We start from the raw sequence: 16,435 nt of genomic DNA, 5'->3' as shown, positions 1-16,435 counted from the left end.
CGTACGAGACGACGATGAGACGAGCGGAGAACCAGCGGTGACGAACCCGGGTGGCAAGGACGAGCGGAACGGGGCGGCCGGAGGGCCGTCGCGGCCCGGAGGCCCCACCCCGCCGGTTCCGCCGCGCCCCGCGACGCCGCAGGCGGCGCCCACGACGCAGTTCCCCGTGGTCCCGCCGAGCGGCAAGGACGCCCCGACCCCGCCCGCCGCCCCGACCCCGCCCGCCGCACCGACCCCGCCCGCCGCCCCGGGCGCGGGCCGCGCACCGTCGAGCCCGGGCCCGGGCGAGCCGCGCACCGCCTACCAGCCGCTCTCGGGCCGTCCCGTCGACGGTGCCGAGCTCGCGGCGGAGGCCGACCGCGGCGCACCGTCGCGCCCGGCCGCGCCGGCCGAGCAGCCCGTCGTGATCCGCAAGGCGGCCCCCGCCGCGCCCGCCCCCGGTGGTGACGGACCGGGCGGTGACGGCCCCGGCGGCGACGGCCCCGGCGGCGATGGGCCGGGCGGCGGCGACGGTGACGGCCCCGACGAGCCGGACGACGGCGACCATGACGACTCCGACAAGAAGGGACTGCGAGCGCTCGTGAGCGGTTCACTGTTCCGACGCGTCGTGACCGGCGGCGTGGCCGCGGTCGCCCTGATCCTGGTGGTCGCGCTACTGGCCTTCCTCGTCGGCTACTGGCGCACCGACGTGCCGCAGCCGGGCGAGATCCAGACCAACCAGGTCGCGACGATCGTCATGAAGGACGGCAACACCCCCATCGCGCGAGTGGTGCCGCCCGAGGGCAACCGCGAGATCCTGCCCGCGCAGGACATCCCCGACGTCATGAAGAACGCGATCATGGCCGCGGAGGACCGCGACTTCGCCACCAACCCCGGCTTCTCCCTCAAGGGCTTCGCGCGCGCCGTGTGGAAGCGCATCCCGGGCGTCGCCGGCGACGGCGAGGACGCCGGCGGCGGCTCCACCATCACGCAGCAGTACGTGAAGAACGCGCTGGTCGGCGACGAATCGTCGCTGTCGCGCAAGTGGAAAGAGCTCATCATCTCCACCAAGATGTCCAACTCCTGGTCCAAGGACGACATCATGGCGGCGTACTTGAACACGATCTACTTCGGCCGCGGTGCGTACGGCATCCAGGCGGCGTCGAAGGCTTACTTCAACGTCAACGCCAAGGACCTCAAGGCCGAGCAGGCCGCGCTCCTCGCCGGCCTCGTCCGCGGACCGTCGCTGTACGAGCCCACGACACACCTGGCCGATGCCACCGGTCGCTGGAACTACGTGCTCGACGGCATGGTCGACATGAAGACCCTCGACCCCGCGCAGCGCGCCAAGCTGCAGTTCCCGAAGACGATCGCCCCGGGGCGCGGCGCCGGCGACGACCTGTCCGCCGGCCCGAACGGCCTGATCAAGACGCAGGTGCTGCGCGAGCTCAAGGACGCCGGCATCGACGAGTCCACGCTCAGCACGCAGGGCCTGAAGATCACCACGACGATCGACGCCCAGGCGCAGGCCGCAGCGGTGAAGGCCGCGGCGAACATGACCGAGAACCAGCCGAAGGACCTGCGGACGGCGATCGTCTCCGTCGACCCGAAGACGGGCGGCGTCCTCGCCTACTACGGCGGCAGCGACGGCAACGGCTACGACCGCGTCCAGGCCGGCCTGCAGACGGGCTCGTCGTTCAAGGTCTTCGCGCTGGTCGCGGGCCTGGAGCAGGGCATCGGCCTCTCCCGCGTCTACTCCTCCTCGCCGTTCAAGGCGCAGGGTGTCACCGTCAACAACTCCGACGGCGAGTCCTGCGGCAGCTGCAACCTGGCGACCGCCATGAAGATGTCGCTGAACACGGTCTACTACCGCCTGATGATGGACCTGAACAACCAGGCCCAGGACGTCGCCGACGCGGCGCACAAGGCGGGCGTGGCCGAGAGCTTCGGCAACATCCAGAAGACCCTGCAGCAGACCGACGGCAGCGGCGTCGAGGGCGGCGTCGTCCTGGGCCAGTACCAGAGCCGCCCCATCGACATGGCGTCCGCGTACGCGACCTTCGCCGCCGAGGGGATCTACCGCGCGCCGCACCTGATCTCCAAGGTGACCACCGCCGATGGCCGCACGCTGCTGGACCGGCAGAACGATCCGGGCGAGCGCCGCTTCAGCAAGGACGTCGCGAACAACGTGACCGCCGCGCTGCAGCCCATCGCCTCGTACTCGAACGGCAACGGGTTGGCGGGCGGCCGCGCCTCGGCCGCCAAGACCGGCACCGCGCAGTACCAGGACACGGGCCAGAACAAGGACGCCTGGATGGTGGGCTACACCCCGTCGATCTCCACCGCGGTGTGGGTCGGCAACGACAAGGGCGGCCCGATCAGCAACGGGTGGGGCGGGCCGATCTACGGCTCCGGCGTCCCGTCGACCGTGTGGAAGCAGACGATGGACGGCGCCCTCTCGGACACCGACTACGAGTCCTTCCCGACCCCCGGCATGATCGGCGGCCAGGCGGGCGTCCCGGTGGAGACCCGGGTGCGGCCCTCGTCGACGGGATCGGCGTCCGCGTCGGCGTCGGCGGGCGAGAGCGGGTCGGCGACCCGCACGGTGCCGGGCCTGCCCGGCGTGCCGCTGCCGACCTTCCCGTGGGACCCGACCACCACGCAGCCCGGCGGTAACCCGACCAACCCCGGTGGGCCGACCACCCGGCCCCGGCCGGGTGCCGGGAACGGTAACGGGACGGTCCCCGGCAACGGCGGCCGCACGGTGGCACCGCGGGTGACGAACCCGGTGCCGTGACGGAACCCCGCGCAGCGGCGACCGAGGCGGACGACGACGATCGCCTCCACGTCAGCCCCGGCCCGTTCGACCCGGCCTCGGTCATCGAGCCCGACCGGGACGTGCCGAGCCGGACCGACGCGGTCGCGCGGGACTTCTCGACGGTGCTCGGCGGCCCGGTGGGCGCGCACGCGCTCGTCGGCTTCCAGCGGTTCTTCACGCCGCTGCGCCTGATCCTGCTGGTGGCGGTGCTGTTCTTGGCCCTGGGCTGGACCACCAAGGCCGGCTGCCTGCAGCAGAAGTCCGACGGCGGGCAGCTGGTGCTGGACTGGTCGGGCAACCGGCCGTACGCCGCGATGTGCTACTCGGACACCGTGCCGCTGTACGGCGCGGAGCGGCTCAACGAGGGCCTGATGCCCTACGTGACCCAGTTCTTCGACACCGACCCCACGGGCGCCCGCCAGGAGCGCTACATGGAGTACCCGGTGCTCACCGGCATGTACCAGTACGCGTCCATGAAGGTCGCCAAGGTGTGGGTGACCCTGCACGAGAAGTGGGGCGTGCCCGCGGCGATCGAGGTGGTGCTGTTCTTCACCGTGGCCGCCGTCGGGCTGGCCCTGTTCTGGCTGATCGCCGTGTGGGCCACGACCCGGTTAGCCGGCGGCGCGGCCTCCCCGTCGCGCCCCGCCGCGCGCCGCCCGTGGGACGTGATGCTCATGGCCGCGTCGCCGCTGGTGATCGTGCACGCGTTCACGAACTTCGACGCGATCGCCGTGGCCGCGATGGCCGTGGGGATGCTGCTGTGGTCGCGCGAGAAGCACGCCTGGGCCGGACTGGTCCTGGGGCTGGGCACCGCGGCGAAGCTCTACCCCGCCTTCCTGCTGATCGTGCTGTTCTTCCTGTGCCTGCGCGCCGGCCGGCTGCGCCCCTGGTTCACGGCGACGGCGGTGGCGCTGGCGACGTGGATCGCGGTGAACCTGCCGATCCTCGTGGCCGCGCCGCGCGGCTGGTGGGAGTTCTTCCACCGCAACTCGATCCGCGCCGTCGACATGGACTCCATCTACGCCGTGATCAGCTCCTTCACCGGCGGCTGGGTGTTCGGCGGCCAGGGCCCGCGCGGCGGCGCCTCGTCGCTGGCGAACGGGATCACGCTGCTGCTCTTCGTCGCGGTCATCGCGGGCGTCGGCTATCTCGCGCTGAAGGCGCCGCGGCGGCCGCGCGTCGCGCAGCTCGCCTTCCTGCTGGTGGCCGGCTTCCTGCTGGTGAACAAGGTGTGGAGCCCGCAGTACTCGCTGTGGCTGGTGCCGCTGGCCGTGCTCGCGATTCCGCACACCCGGATCCTGCTCGCCTGGATGACCATCGACGCCCTCGTCTGGGTGCCGCGGATGATGTACTTCCTCGGCATGCAGAACAGGGGCCTGCCGGAGCAGGCCTTCACGGCCACCGTGCTCCTGCGCGACCTCGCCGTGATCGGCCTGTGCGCGCTGGTGATCCGGCAGATCTACCGGCCCGACGAGGACCTGGTCCGGTCGACGTTCCCGGGCCCGTACTCGCCGCCGCTCGACGACCCGGCGGGAGGCGTGCTCGACGGTGCGCCGGACTCCTCCTCGCTGCGCAGCCGCAGCGCGCAGCGCGGCAGGTACCAGATGAAGACCACCAGCAGGGCGGCCCGGCCCCAGACGCCGATCCAGACGCCCCACTGAACCCACCAGGTGATGGGCAGGTGCGCCGCGTGCTCGGAGAAGTAGTTCCACACCGTGAGCTCGAGGCTCAGGTCGAACAGCAGGTACGCCGCGATGAGCCGCCAGTCGACCCTGAGCAGGATGAAGAAGGGCAGCAGCCACAGCACGTACTGCGGTGAGTGCACCTTGTGGAACAGCATGAACGCGGCCAGGATCGCGCCGCTCACGCCGAGCCAGGGATACACGCCGGTGCTCCGGTAGCGCAGCCAGCCGTACACCAGCAGGGCCGCGATCGAGATCACGATGAGCAGCGGTGAGACGGAGGAGACGAAGGCGTCGTAGTCCTTCGGGTCGTCGAAGGCCTTGAGCACGCCCCAGTACCAGATCGAGTTGGTCGACAGGTCGGCCGTGCGCAGCTCCTGGAACTTCAGCGACGCCCGCCAGCCCTCGAAGCCGAAGACCATGAAGGGCACGTTGATCGCGACGGCCACCACCACGGCCGTCGCGGCCGTGGCCGCGGCGCCCACCCAGTCGAGCAGGCGCCAGTCGACGCGGGCGCGCCGCCCGGGACCGTCGGGCAGGGCGACGGTGCCCGACCTGCCGTGGGTGAGCACGTACAGCACCAGCGGCGCGACGAACAGGCCCGGATAGATCTTGAGGTCGAAGCCCACGGCGAGCACCGCGGCCGTGGCGATCGCGGGGATCCGGATCGACCCGCCGGTCCTGTCGGCCCAGGCCATGATGCCGAAGCCGACGGTCGCCGCGGCGACCACCGGTAGCTCCATGTTGTGGAAGGCGTAGAGCGCCAGCGGCGGCGCCACGGCCCACAGCGCGGCGGTGCGGCCCGAGACCTTAGCCAGCACCCAGCCGGTGAGCAGCCCGAACGGGGCCAGCAGCAGCGCCATGTGCAGGAGGAACTCGGCGTCGTTGTGAGCGCCGATCGCGCCGACCCAGAACAGGAGGCCGCTGAGCACGGGGTACTCGATGGCGCCGCCCTGCAGCTTGCCGTCGCCGTCGATCCAGCCGGTCAGGTACGGGAAGACGTGGTTGTTGACCTCGCGGCCCGTCCAGAGGAACTGGATGTCGGAGTAGCAGATCCGGCCGGGCGTCGACGCGAAGCCCTCGGAGCGGCCGAACTCGTCGAAGGGCGCGCCGGTGCACTGCGCCTTGATCTGATAGCCGATGACGAGCGCGAGAACGGTGAGACCGAGCACGGTCCACGCCACCCGATCTGGGCGGAAACTGGGCCGGGACATGCGCCCCACCCTATCCGCCTGCGCGGACGGCCCAGGTCGACGGTGCCGTCACGATCCGGACGCGAGGAACTGCAGCGGGTTCGCGTTCCATATGCCGTGGATCACCAGCAGTGGCCACATCACGCGGTACCGCAGCCACAGGAAGCCCAGGAACAGCCCGCTCACGCCCTGGTTCGCGAGCACGTTCATGGCGTCCAGGGGTAGGTCGCCGGAGCCCTGGATGGCGACGTGCCAGGACGCCCACACCAGCGCGGAGAGCGCGACGGCCGCCCACGGCCCGAGCACCGCGTGCCAGCGGGTGAGCAGCCACCGCCGGTAGAACACCTCCTCGAGCAGCGCGTTGATCGCGAAGCCGACGAGCAGCAGGAGCGCCGCATCGAGCAGCGGCACCCCGGCGAGGAAGTTCTCGCTCCGGTCGCTCAGCGCCAGGTACACGGCCAGGTAGGCGATCACGGCGGGTACCGGCGTCCACCCGGCCCGCGCCGTCGGGTCCGGCCAGCGGCGGCCCCACCGCCGGTCGAGCGCGAAGACCGCGGCCGGCACCGCGAGCAGCAGCCCCAGCTTGAGCGCCGTGTACTTCGGCTCCTCGGGGCCGAGCACGATCAGCGCCGCCGCGAAACCGACGCCGCAGGCCAGCAGGATCCGGGCCTGGGGCCGCGGGTTCGACGGTGCGGCCGTCCCGGTCCCGTCCGCCGCCGTGCCGCGCGCGCGGACGGCGAGCGCGACGAGCAGGCCCGCGACCACCGGGGCCCAGGGCTGCCACCACGGGATCGTGTCCGGCGAGTCCGCGGTGTACCGCAGGCCGCGCCCCGTCGTCGCGGCGACCAGGGAGGAGCCGGCGATCGCGCCGATGCCGAGCACCGCCACCGTCCGCCCCGCCCACGCCTTCACGCCCCTACTGTGCGTGCGGCGACGAGGAATGTCCAGACCTCTGTTAACGATCTTGTGCCGCCGGTCGATCAGGGGGTAGCCGGATCACGGGGAGACGGTGGGGAGGATCTGTCATGCATCGATCGATCGGAATCGCCGCCGCGCTGTTGTGCGCCGCGGGCCTGGTGGCGGGGTGCGGGGACGACGGCCCGTCGGCCGCCCCGACGGTGACCGTCACCGCGGGGCCGAGCGCGACCGTGGGCGCGCAGGAGCCCGGCACGGGTGCATCGTCCGGCGGGACGACGGTGACCGCGACGGCCGGTGCGACCCCGGCCGCCCCGACGCCGCTGCCGGTCACCGGCACGGGCGTCACCCGGGTGGTCACCGAGTCGGGGAAGACCACCTGCAACGTCTACGCCGAGTACGTCGACTGCCAGTCGCCGGACTTCGGCCGCACCTACCGGACCGAGGCGGGGCAGCCGGCCACCGGCTTCCGTTACTCCGTCAGCGGGCTGGAGTGGTACTACGGCAACATGTCGGTCGCCACCCCGGCCACCACGGTCCGGTACGGGCACGTCTACACGGCGTCGGGGTGGACGATCGCGGCGTCGGCGGGCAAGACCGTGTTCACCCGTGGCACCCGCGGCGTGAGCGTGGACGTCGCGAACACCACGACCTTCTGAGCCGCGGCGCTCAGCGCCCGTAGAGGTGCTTGAGCATCATCCGCACGGAGTTCATGTCGCGCTCCTTGCGGGTGAAGGAGAGCAGGTCCATAGGCAGTGCGAACTTCTGCGCGGCCACGGACTGCGGCCGGCTGAACTCGCGGAGCCCGTCGGCGCCGTGGATCCGGCCGAAGCCGGAGTCGCCGATGCCGCCGAAGGGCAGCGCGGGCACGGAGGCGAAGGACAGGAACGAGTTCACCGCGACGGCGCCCGTCCGCAGCCGGCGGGCCAGTTCCTGGCCGCGGGCGAGGTTCTTCGTCATGATCGCGGCGGAGAGTCCGTACGTGCTGTCGTTGGCCTTGTCGATCGCCTCGTCGATGTCCTTCACGCGGGTGACCACCACCGTGGGGCCGAAGGTCTCCTCGGTGACGGCGGTCGAATCGTCCGGGACGTCGACGAGGAGCACGGGCTGGACGGTGCGCTCGCCGACGGACTCCCGGCCGCCGACGAGCGCGCGGCCGCCGCGGCTGAGCGCGTCGTCGATGTGCGAGGCGATGATCTGCAGCTGCTTGGGCATGGTCGCGGGGCCGTAGTCGACGCCGTCGGACTCGCCGCCGTGGATCTCGCGGGACGCGGTGGCCAGCTTGTCGACGAACTCGTCGTACCGGTCCGCGACGACGTACACCCGCTCGACGCCGGCGCAGGTCTGCCCGCCGTTGCCGTAGGCGCCGAACGCCGCGGCCTTGACGGCGCCGTCGATGTCCGCGTCGGCGTCCACGATCATCGCGTCCTTGCCGCCGCCCTCGATCGTGACGGGCGTGAGCGTCTCCGCGCACGTGGCCATGACGGTGCGCGCGGTGCGGGCCGAGCCGGTGAACGCCAGCTTGTCGACGCCCGCGCGACAGAGCGCGGCACCGGTGTCGCCGTAGCCGTGCACCACCTGGAGCACGGGCTGGCCGGGGCACGCGGCGGCCCAGGTGTCGGCGAGGAACCGGCCGACGGCCGGCGTCAGCTCGCTGGGCTTGAAGACGATCGCGTTGCCCGCGGCGAGGGCGTACGAGATCGAGCCCATCGGGGTGTAGACGGGGTAGTTCCAGGGCCCGATCACGCCGATCACCCCGAACGGCCGGTGCTCGACGGTGGCGGTCAGGTTGGCGCCCATCATGCCGGTGCCCACCTTGCGCCGACCGAGCACCTTCTCGGCGTTCTTCGCGGCCCAGTCCAGGTGGACGATCGCGAGCATGACCTCCAGGAGCGCGTCGTCGTGCGGCTTCCCGGTCTCGGCGGCGACGACGCCGGCCAGTTCCTCGGAGCGGCGGGCGAGCTCGCTGCGGAAGCGCAGCAGCCAGTTGCGCCGGGCCTTGGGCTCGAGGCCGCCCCACCACGTCGCGGCGCTCCGGGCGGTGTCGACCGCGGCGACGACGGCCGCGGTGTCCGCGATCGGGAAGCGGGCGACCTCCGCGCCGGTGCGCGGGTCGGTCGAGATCAGGTCGCCGGTCGCGGTCTTCGACGGTGCGGTCATGACGGTCCTCCAGGATCGGAACAGGTATCTGGCAGATATGTTAGAGACTGTTCTCTCATCTGTGCTAGCTTTCGGAACATGTTCTCCACACGCTTCACCGAGCAGTTCGGCGTCCGGTACCCGATCGTCCAGGGCGGCATGATGTGGGTGGGTCGCGCCCGCCTCGCCGCCGCGGTCTCCGAGGCCGGCGGCCTCGGCATCCTCACGGCGCTCACCCAGCCCTCGCCGCAGGACCTGCGCGAGGAGATCGCGCGCACGCGCGAGCTCACGGCGAGCCCCTTCGGCGTGAACCTCACGGTGCTGCCGACGATCGATCCGCCGCCCTACGACGAGTACCTGCGCGCCGCGGTCGAGTCGGGCGTGAAGATCATCGAGACGGCGGGCTCGAACCCCGCGAAGTTCCTGCCGTACCTGAAGGACAACGGCGTCAAGGTGATCCACAAGTGCACCAGCGTCCGGCACGCGCTCAAGGCGCAGGCCATCGGCGTCGACGCGGTCTCCATCGACGGCTTCGAGTGCGCGGGCCACCCCGGCGAGGACGACATCCCCGGCCTGGTGCTGATCCCCGCCGCGGCCGACGCGCTGGAGATCCCGATCCTCGCCTCCGGCGGCATCGCGGACGCCCGCGGCCTGGTCGCCGCGATCGCCCTCGGCGCCGACGGCATCAACATGGGCAGCCGCTTCCTGTGCACCGTCGAATCGCCGATCGCGCCCGAGGTGAAGGCGCAGATCGTCGAGAACTCCGAGCTCGACACGAAGCTCATCTTCCGCACGCTCGGCAACACCGCCCGGGTCGCCAAGAACTCGGTGTCCGTCGAGGTGGTCGAGACCGAGGCGCAGGGCTGCGAGTTCGACGACATCCGGCACCTCGTCGCGGGCGCCCGGGGCCGCAAGGTCTTCGAGGACGGCGACGTCGAGGCCGGCATCTGGAGCGTCGGCCTGTGCCAGGGCATCATCCGCGATGTGCCCACGTGCGCGCAGCTCATCGAGCGGATGGTCTCCGAGGGCTCGTCCATCATCGAGCGGCGGCTCGCGCCGCTGGCGAGGGTCGCGGAGGGCGTGGCATGAGCGAGGACTTCCGACGCATCGTCGACGGCGGCGTCCTGACGGTGACCATCGACCGCCCGCAGCGCATGAACGCCTTCGGCATTCGCGCCGCGTGGGAGCTCGCGCGCATCATCGAGGAGGCCGACGCCGACCCCGCGATCCGCGTCGTCGTGGTCACCGGCGAGGGCCGGGCCTTCTCCACCGGCGCCGACCTGGCCGGCGAGGCCGCGGAGCCGCAGGAGGCGCTCGAGGCCGTCAACGCCTACATCCGGGCGATCGTGGGCGCGTCGATCCCGGTGATCGCCAAGGTGAACGGGCCCTGCGCGGGCATGGCGGTGGGCCTCGCGCTCTCGGCCGACCTGACCTTCGTCGCCGACACCGCGTACTTCCTGCTGCCTTTCGTGGGCATCGGGCTGCTGCCCGACGCCGGCACCACCGCGCTCGTGCCCGCCGCCATCGGACGCACCCGCGCGATGGGGATGGCGCTGCTGGGCGATCGGGTCTACGGGCCGCAAGCGCTCGCCGCCGGGATGGTGACCGCCGTCCACCCCGCCGAGGAGCTCGACGGTGCCGTCGCCGCGGCCGCCGCGAAGCTCGCGTCCGGCCCGCGGGAGGCCATCGCCGCCACCAAGCGCGCCGTCAACGCCTCCACCCTCGCCGGCCTGGACGACGCCCTGCGCCGCGAGACCGAGTCCCAGGTCATCCTGCTCAAGACCGAGGATCACCGCGAGGGCGTCGACGCCATGCTCAACAAGCGCCCCGCCCGCTTCACCGACTGACGGCCCCTGATCAACCCAGGGTGATGTAAAGCATATTGCACGGTCGTCTTATGGCGCTCTAAGTTTCTCCCCGACGGTCGAACATCGGCCAATTGACCAGGGGGAATCAGATGACGGACTATTATCAGCAGCAGTACGAGGTACCGACCGCCGGGACGCGCAATCCTGACGATCTGACATCGCCGCTCTACGGCGCGACCTTCGGGCAGGCGCTTCGCCGCTTCTTCGCGAGCTACCTCACGTCCGCGGGCCGTGCGTCGCGGAGTGAGTTCTGGTGGGTGGCGCTGGCGGCGGCGGGCGTGTCCGCCGTGGGCATCGTGCTCATCGCCATCGGCAATGCGATCACGGGGGACGACGGGAGCGGTGCCGCCATGTTCCCCACGATCATCGGCGTCGTGGTCCTCCTGGTGAGCGGCTTCGTCTTCGGCCTCGGCAGTATCTGCCTGACCATTCGGCGATTGCACGACATCAACGCCTCCGGCTGGTGGTACCTGCCGATCTTCCTACTGGGACCGATTCCGCTCGTCGGCTTCCTCGTCTACATCGCGATCATCGTGATCGGAGTGCTGCCGAGCAACCCCGCCGGAATCCGCTTCGACTCCCGGTCGTAATCGGCAGCACCTTTCGCCTCGAAAGATGTTCGGCCACGGCCGCTCCTGCGCGGTTCGCGCTGTGACCGAGACGAAAGGGCCCGGCACCGTCGAACGACGGTGCCGGGCCCTTCGCGCTACGGCCTAGCGGTGCGTCCTACTCGTAGGTCTCGCCGGCCTCGGCCTTGGCGACCAGGGAGGCGGGCGGGGTGAACTGCGCGCCGTACTTGGTCAGCTCCTGCGCACGCGCGACGAAGGCCTTCGGGCCCACGGTGCCGTCCGGGGCGGTGTAGCCGTTGATGAACTGCAGCACGCCGCCGGTCCAGGCGGGGAAGCCGATGCCGAAGATCGAGCCGATGTTGGCGTCGGCGACGGAGTCCATGACGCCCTCGTCGAAGCAGCGCACCGTCTCGAGCGACTCGGCGAACAGCATCCGGTCGATCATGTCCTGCAGCGGGATGTCCTGCCCGGCGGGCAGGAGATCCTTCAGCCCCGGCCACAGGCCGGTGCGCTTGCCGTCCACGTAGTCGTAGAAGCCGGCGCCGTCCTTGCGGCCGGTGCGGCCCGCGTCCACCATCGCGTCGACCACGGCGTCGCTGCCGTGCGCGGGCAGCGGGTTGCCCGCGGCCTCGGCGGCGGCGCGGGTCTCCTTGCGGATCTTCTGCGGCAGGGTGAGCGTCAGCTCGTCCATGAGCTGCAGCGGCGCGGCCGGGTAGCCGGCCTGCTGGCCCGCCTGCTCGATCAGCACCGGGTTCACGCCCTCGCCGACGGCCGCGATGGCCTCGTTGACGAAGGTGCCGATCACGCGGGAGGTGAAGAAGCCGCGCGAGTCGTTGACCACGATCGGGGTCTTCTTGATCTGCAGCGTGTAGTCGATGACCTTGGCCAGCACCGCATCCGAGGTCTTGGCGCCGCGGATGATCTCGACCAGCGGCATCTTGTCCACGGGGGAGAAGAAGTGGATGCCGATGAAGTCCTCGGAGCGCTTGACGCCCTCGGCGAGGATGGTGATGGGCAGCGTCGAGGTGTTCGAGCCGAGGATGGCGTCGGGCTCGACGATGTCCTCGATCTCCTGGAACACCTTGTGCTTCACCTCGACCGACTCGAACGCGGCCTCGATCACGAGGTCCACGCCGGCGAAGTCGGCGGGATCGACGGTGGGCGTGATGCGCGCGAGCAGCTCCGCCGACTTCTCGGCGGTGGTGCGGCCCTTGGCCAGTGCCTTCTCCTCGAGCTTCTCGGAGTAGGCCTTGCCGCGCTTGGCGGCGTCGAGGTCGATGTCCTTGAGGACGACCTCGATGCCCGCCTTGGCGGAGACGTACGCGATGGCCGCGCCCATCATGCCGGCGCCGATGACGCCGACCTTCTTGGCGGTGTACTTGTCGTAGCCGTCGGGGCGCGAGCCGCCGCCGTTGATGTGTTGCAGGTCGAAGAAGAACGCCTTGATCATGTTCTTCGAGACCTGGCCGGTCGCGAGCGAGATGAAGTAGCGGCCCTCGATCACGCTGGCGGTGTCGAAGTCCACCAGGGCGCCCTCGACGGCCGCGGCCATGATCGCGCGCGGCGCGGGCATGGGTGCGCCCTTGAGCTGCTTGCGCAGGTTCGAGGGGAAGGCGGGCAGGTTCGCGGCGATCGCCGGCGAGGTCGGCGAGCCGCCGGGGATCTTGTAGCCCTTGACGTCCCAGGGCTGCACGCCGCCCTCGGGGTTGGCCTTGATCCACGCCTTCGCGGCCGGGATCAGCTCCTCGACGGTGCCCACGACCTCGTGGACGAGGCCCACCTCCTTGGCCTTGGCCGGCTTCATGCGGGTGCCCTGCAGCAGGACGCCCATGAGCGCGCCCTGCAGGCCCAGCAGCCGCACGGTGCGGGTCACGCCGCCGCCGCCGGGGAGCAGGCCCAGGGTGACCTCGGGCAGGCCGATCTGCGAGCCGCGCGCGTCGGCGGCGATGCGGTGGTGCGTGGCCAGCGCGATCTCCAGGCCGCCGCCGAGGGCGGCGCCGTTGATCGCGGCGACGACGGGCTTGCCGAGGGTCTCGAGGCGGCGCAGCGCGGCCTTCATCGACTCGACGTTGTCGCGCAGGGTCGCGGCGTCCTCGGGCCGCGCCTGGCGGATCTGGTTCAGGTTGCCGCCGGCGAAGAAGGTCTTCTTCGCGGAGGTCAGCACGACGCCCGTGATGGAGTCCTTCTCGGCCTCCAGGCGGTCGATGGTGGCGCCCATCGACTCGCGGTACAGGTCGTTCATGGTGTTCGCGGAGCTGGTGGGGTCGTCCATCGTCAGCACGACGATGCCGTCGGCGTCCTGTTCCCAGCGGATCATGTTCTCAGCCATGTCTATTGTTGTCTCCGTAGTCTTTCCGGCCGGTCAGAGGCGCTCGATGATGGTGGCGATGCCCATGCCACCGCCGATGCAGAGGGTGATCAGGCCGTAGCGGCCGCCGGTGCGCTCGAGCTCGTCGAGCACGGTGCCCACCAGCATCGCGCCGGTGGCGCCCAGCGGGTGGCCCAGCGCGATGGCGCCGCCGTTGACGTTGACCTGCTCGCGATCGAGCTTGAAGTCCTTCATCCACTTCATGACCACGGAGGCGAAGGCCTCGTTGAGCTCCCAGACGTCGATGTCGTCCTTGGTGAGGCCCGCGAGCGCGAGGGCCTTCTCGGTGGCCGGCGTCGGGCCGGTGAGCATGATCGTCGGGTCCGAGCCGGTGACGGCGGTGGCGACGATGCGGCCGCGCGGGGTCAGGCCCGCCTTCTTGCCCCCGGCCTCGTTGCCGATCAGCAGCAGGGCGGCACCGTCGACGATGCCCGAGCTGTTGCCGCCGGTGTGGACGTGGTTGATCTTCTCCACGGTGTAGTACTTCTGCAGTGCGACGGCGTCGAAGCCGCCCATCGCGCCGATGCCCTCGAAGGCCGGCTTGAGCTTGCCCAGGCTCTCGGCGGTGGTGCCGGGGCGGCGGTGCTCGTCGTTGTCCAGCACCGTCAGGCCGTTGAGGTCCTTGACGGGGACGACCGACTTCGCGAACCGGCCCTCCTCCCAGGCCTTCGCGGCGTTGGCCTGCGACTGCGCGGCGAACTCGTCGACGTCGTCGCGGGTGAAGCCCTCGATGGTGGCGATGAGGTCGGCGCCGATGCCCTGCGGCACGAAGTAGGTGTCGTAGTTCGTGGTGACGTCCTGGAACATCGCGCCACCGTCGGACCCCATGGGCACGCGCGACATGGACTCGACGCCGCCGGCGAAGACGAGCTGGTCCCACCCGGAGCGCACCTTCTGCGCCGCGGTGTTGGTCGCCTCGAGGCCCGAGCCGCAGAAGCGGTTGAGCTGCACGCCCGCGACGGTGTCCGGCAGGCCCGCGGCCATCGCCGCGGCGCGCGGGATGACGCCGCCCTGCTCACCGACGGGGGAGACGACGCCGAGCACGATGTCGTCGACATCGGCCGGGTCGAGGGTGGGGAAACGGTTCTTGACCTCGTCGATCAGGCCGACGACGAGGTCGATCGGCTTGGTCGCGTGGAGCGATCCGCCGCGCTGCTTGCCGCGTGGCGTACGGATGGCCTCGTAGATGAAAGCGTCGGACACGGTGTTCCTTCCTGGTGTGCTGTCCGTTAGGGATGATTACAAGTGAATCACTATTCTCTAACTTTCGGCGATTCTGCTCCCGACGAACATGTTCTAGAACACAATCGCATACATGACCGCACTTGAGAACATCGCCTGGTTCCCCCGGACTGAGGAACCCCGCAGCTCGCAGCGCAACACCTGGAACAACAGCGTCCGCAACCACGCCGTCATGCGCGGCGATCAGGTGGCCCTGCGGTACCTCGACAAGGAGGTCACCTGGGCGGGCCTCGCCGAGCGGGTGGGGGCTTTCGCCGGCGCGCTGCGCGAGCGCGGCATCGGCGCCGGCGACCGCGTGCTGATCCTGGGCCTGAACCGCATCGAGTACGTCGAGGCGGCGCTCGGCGTCACGGCCCTCGGTGCGATCGCGGTCCCGGTCAACTTCCGGATGGCGCCGCCCGAGGTGGCCTTCCTGGTGCAGGACACGATGTGCAGCGCCGTCGTCTACGAGGCGCTCTTCGACCCGCTCATCGCGGGCGTCGCCGGGACCGGCGCCGAGTTCGGCCTGCGCATCCGGTTCGACGGTGCCGACGAGGCCGCCGGCGCCCTCGGCTACGACGACCTCGTCGCGGAGGGCCGCCCCGACCCGCACGCCGACGTCCCCGAGGACTCCCCGGCGCTGATCATGTACACCTCGGGCACCACCGGCCGCCCCAAGGGCGCGGTGCTCACGCACGTCAACATGACCGCGCAGGGCTGGACCAACCTCGTCGCGCCGGGCGTCGTGGACCCCGACGCCGTGGGCGCCGTCGCCGTCCCCCTGTTCCACATCGCCGGCTTCGGCGTGCTCGCGACGGCCTTCCTGCAGGGCCTGACCTCGGTGATCTTCCCGCTCGGCGCATTCGACCCGGCGCAGACCCTGGACGCGCTGGAGCGCGAGGGCATCACCAGCATGTTCATGGTGCCGATGCAGTGGCAGCTCGCGGTGAACGAGCAGAAGCAGCGCCCGCGCGACCTCAAGCTCAAGTTCGTGTGGTGGGGCGCGGCCCCCGCCAGCGAGACCCTGCTCCGCGAGCTCGCCACCACCTTCCCCGACGCCGAGATCTGCGCCGTCTTCGGCCAGACCGAGATGTCGCCCGTCACCTGCGCGCTCTCGGGTGCCGACGCGCTGCGCAAGTTCGGCTCCGTCGGCAAGGTGGTGCGCACCGTCGCGGCCCGGGTCATCGACTCCGAGGGCAACGACGTGCCGCGCGGCGAGGTGGGCGAGATCGTCTACCGCGGACCCAACATGATGTCGGGCTACTGGAACAACCTCGAGGCCACGAAGGAGGCCTTCCACGGCGGCTGGTTCCACTCGGGCGACCTCGTGCGGATGGACGAGGAGGGCTTCGTCTACGTCATCGACCGCGCCAAGGACATGATCATCTCGGGCGGCGAGAACATCTACTCGGTCGAGGTGGAGAACGCCGTCGCGGCGCACCCCGATGTCACCGAGGTGGCCGTGATCGGCAAGCCGGACGAGCGCTTCGGCGAGTCGGTCGTGGCGGTGGTGCAGCTGCGCGACGGTGCCGCGCTCACCGTCGAGACGCTCTCGGAGTTCCTCAACGACCACATCGCCCGCTACAAGCACCCGCGCCACGTCGTCGTGATCGAGGCCCTGCCGCGCAACCCCACGGGCAAGGTCACCAAGCCGGTCCTGCGCCAGCAGTTCGGCTGACCGTC

Annotated in this window: 11 protein-coding genes and 1 pseudogene; 7 read left to right on the top strand and 5 right to left on the bottom strand. The window is 70.9% G+C overall.

The features are described 5' to 3' along the window. The first annotated feature begins 37 nt into the window (after positions 1-37). Both ACLQ3K_RS23660 and ACLQ3K_RS23655 read left to right on the top strand, forming a co-directional pair. Positions 38-2,776 carry a transglycosylase domain-containing protein gene (locus ACLQ3K_RS23660; RefSeq protein WP_426001899.1) on the top strand — a complete coding sequence of 913 codons (2,739 nt, stop codon included), beginning with the start codon at positions 38-40 and terminating at the stop codon, positions 2,774-2,776. Continuing rightward, on the top strand, positions 2,773-4,458 hold the full coding sequence (locus ACLQ3K_RS23655; RefSeq protein WP_426001898.1) for a glycosyltransferase family 87 protein: 1,686 nt from the start codon (positions 2,773-2,775) through the stop codon (positions 4,456-4,458). Before ACLQ3K_RS23660 ends, ACLQ3K_RS23655 begins: the two co-directional genes overlap by 4 nt. Here ACLQ3K_RS23655 and ACLQ3K_RS23650 read toward each other — a convergent pair. After that, positions 4,350-5,693: pseudogene (locus ACLQ3K_RS23650) on the bottom strand (hypothetical protein); the annotation flags it as partial. The gene ACLQ3K_RS23655 and the pseudogene ACLQ3K_RS23650 sit on opposite strands and share 109 nt — an antisense overlap. Positions 5,694-5,741: 48 nt before the next feature. Next, positions 5,742-6,584, bottom strand: coding sequence for a CPBP family intramembrane glutamic endopeptidase (locus ACLQ3K_RS23645; protein WP_426001897.1), 843 nt, complete (start codon positions 6,582-6,584; stop codon positions 5,742-5,744). A gap of 113 nt (positions 6,585-6,697) precedes the next feature. Between ACLQ3K_RS23645 and ACLQ3K_RS23640 the strand changes: the two genes are divergently transcribed. Then, positions 6,698-7,246 (top strand): hypothetical protein, encoded by a 549-nt coding sequence (locus ACLQ3K_RS23640; RefSeq protein ID WP_426001896.1) that lies wholly within the window; start codon positions 6,698-6,700, stop codon positions 7,244-7,246. A 10-nt stretch (positions 7,247-7,256) separates the two neighbouring features. Here ACLQ3K_RS23640 and ACLQ3K_RS23635 read toward each other — a convergent pair whose 3' ends face one another. After that, on the bottom strand, positions 7,257-8,747 hold the full coding sequence (locus tag ACLQ3K_RS23635) for an aldehyde dehydrogenase family protein (RefSeq protein WP_426001895.1): 1,491 nt from the start codon (positions 8,745-8,747) through the stop codon (positions 7,257-7,259). 78 nt (positions 8,748-8,825) lie between these two features. Between ACLQ3K_RS23635 and ACLQ3K_RS23630 the strand changes: the two genes are divergently transcribed. The 3 genes from ACLQ3K_RS23630 to ACLQ3K_RS23620 all read left to right on the top strand — a co-directional run bounded on the left by ACLQ3K_RS23630 (position 8,826) and on the right by ACLQ3K_RS23620 (position 11,184). Beyond that, positions 8,826-9,815, top strand: a complete 990-nt coding sequence (locus tag ACLQ3K_RS23630; protein WP_426001894.1) for an NAD(P)H-dependent flavin oxidoreductase — start codon at positions 8,826-8,828, stop codon at positions 9,813-9,815. After that, positions 9,812-10,573 carry an enoyl-CoA hydratase-related protein gene (locus ACLQ3K_RS23625; RefSeq protein ID WP_426001893.1) on the top strand — a complete coding sequence of 254 codons (762 nt, stop codon included), beginning with the start codon at positions 9,812-9,814 and terminating at the stop codon, positions 10,571-10,573. Before ACLQ3K_RS23630 ends, ACLQ3K_RS23625 begins: the two co-directional genes overlap by 4 nt. A gap of 110 nt (positions 10,574-10,683) precedes the next feature. Further along, positions 10,684-11,184: a DUF805 domain-containing protein gene (locus ACLQ3K_RS23620; RefSeq protein ID WP_426001892.1), complete on the top strand. Its 501-nt coding sequence runs from the start codon at positions 10,684-10,686 to the stop codon at positions 11,182-11,184. A gap of 136 nt (positions 11,185-11,320) precedes the next feature. Here the strand turns inward: ACLQ3K_RS23620 and ACLQ3K_RS23615 are convergent, their stop codons facing one another. Both ACLQ3K_RS23615 and ACLQ3K_RS23610 read right to left on the bottom strand, forming a co-directional pair. Next, positions 11,321-13,492, bottom strand: a complete 2,172-nt coding sequence (locus ACLQ3K_RS23615; RefSeq protein WP_426001891.1) for a 3-hydroxyacyl-CoA dehydrogenase NAD-binding domain-containing protein — start codon at positions 13,490-13,492, stop codon at positions 11,321-11,323. 33 nt (positions 13,493-13,525) lie between these two features. After that, positions 13,526-14,734, bottom strand: a complete 1,209-nt coding sequence (locus ACLQ3K_RS23610) for an acetyl-CoA C-acetyltransferase (protein ID WP_224645555.1) — start codon at positions 14,732-14,734, stop codon at positions 13,526-13,528. A gap of 112 nt (positions 14,735-14,846) precedes the next feature. Here ACLQ3K_RS23610 and ACLQ3K_RS23605 point away from each other — a divergent pair, with 112 nt between their 5' ends. Continuing rightward, positions 14,847-16,430, top strand: coding sequence for an AMP-binding protein (locus ACLQ3K_RS23605; RefSeq protein WP_426001890.1), 1,584 nt, complete (start codon positions 14,847-14,849; stop codon positions 16,428-16,430). Positions 16,431-16,435: the final 5 nt, after the last annotated feature.

The organism is Tsukamurella sp. DT100, assembly GCF_049844855.1.
Classification (GTDB): Bacteria; Actinomycetota; Actinomycetes; order Mycobacteriales; family Mycobacteriaceae; genus Tsukamurella.
This window is presented reverse-complemented; position numbering and strand designations above follow the sequence as displayed.

Excerpts from the sequence above, each read along its gene's own strand:
- ACLQ3K_RS23640 (WP_426001896.1), top strand. The coding sequence starts at position 6,698 with ATGCATCGATCGATCGGAATCGCCGCCGCGCTGTTGTGCGCCGCGGGC.
- ACLQ3K_RS23635 (WP_426001895.1), bottom strand. The coding sequence starts at position 8,747 with ATGACCGCACCGTCGAAGACCGCGACCGGCGACCTGATCTCGACCGAC.
- ACLQ3K_RS23630 (WP_426001894.1), top strand. The coding sequence starts at position 8,826 with ATGTTCTCCACACGCTTCACCGAGCAGTTCGGCGTCCGGTACCCGATC.
- ACLQ3K_RS23625 (WP_426001893.1), top strand. The coding sequence starts at position 9,812 with ATGAGCGAGGACTTCCGACGCATCGTCGACGGCGGCGTCCTGACGGTG.
- ACLQ3K_RS23620 (WP_426001892.1), top strand. The coding sequence starts at position 10,684 with ATGACGGACTATTATCAGCAGCAGTACGAGGTACCGACCGCCGGGACG.
- ACLQ3K_RS23615 (WP_426001891.1), bottom strand. The coding sequence starts at position 13,492 with ATGGCTGAGAACATGATCCGCTGGGAACAGGACGCCGACGGCATCGTC.
- ACLQ3K_RS23605 (WP_426001890.1), top strand. The coding sequence starts at position 14,847 with ATGACCGCACTTGAGAACATCGCCTGGTTCCCCCGGACTGAGGAACCC.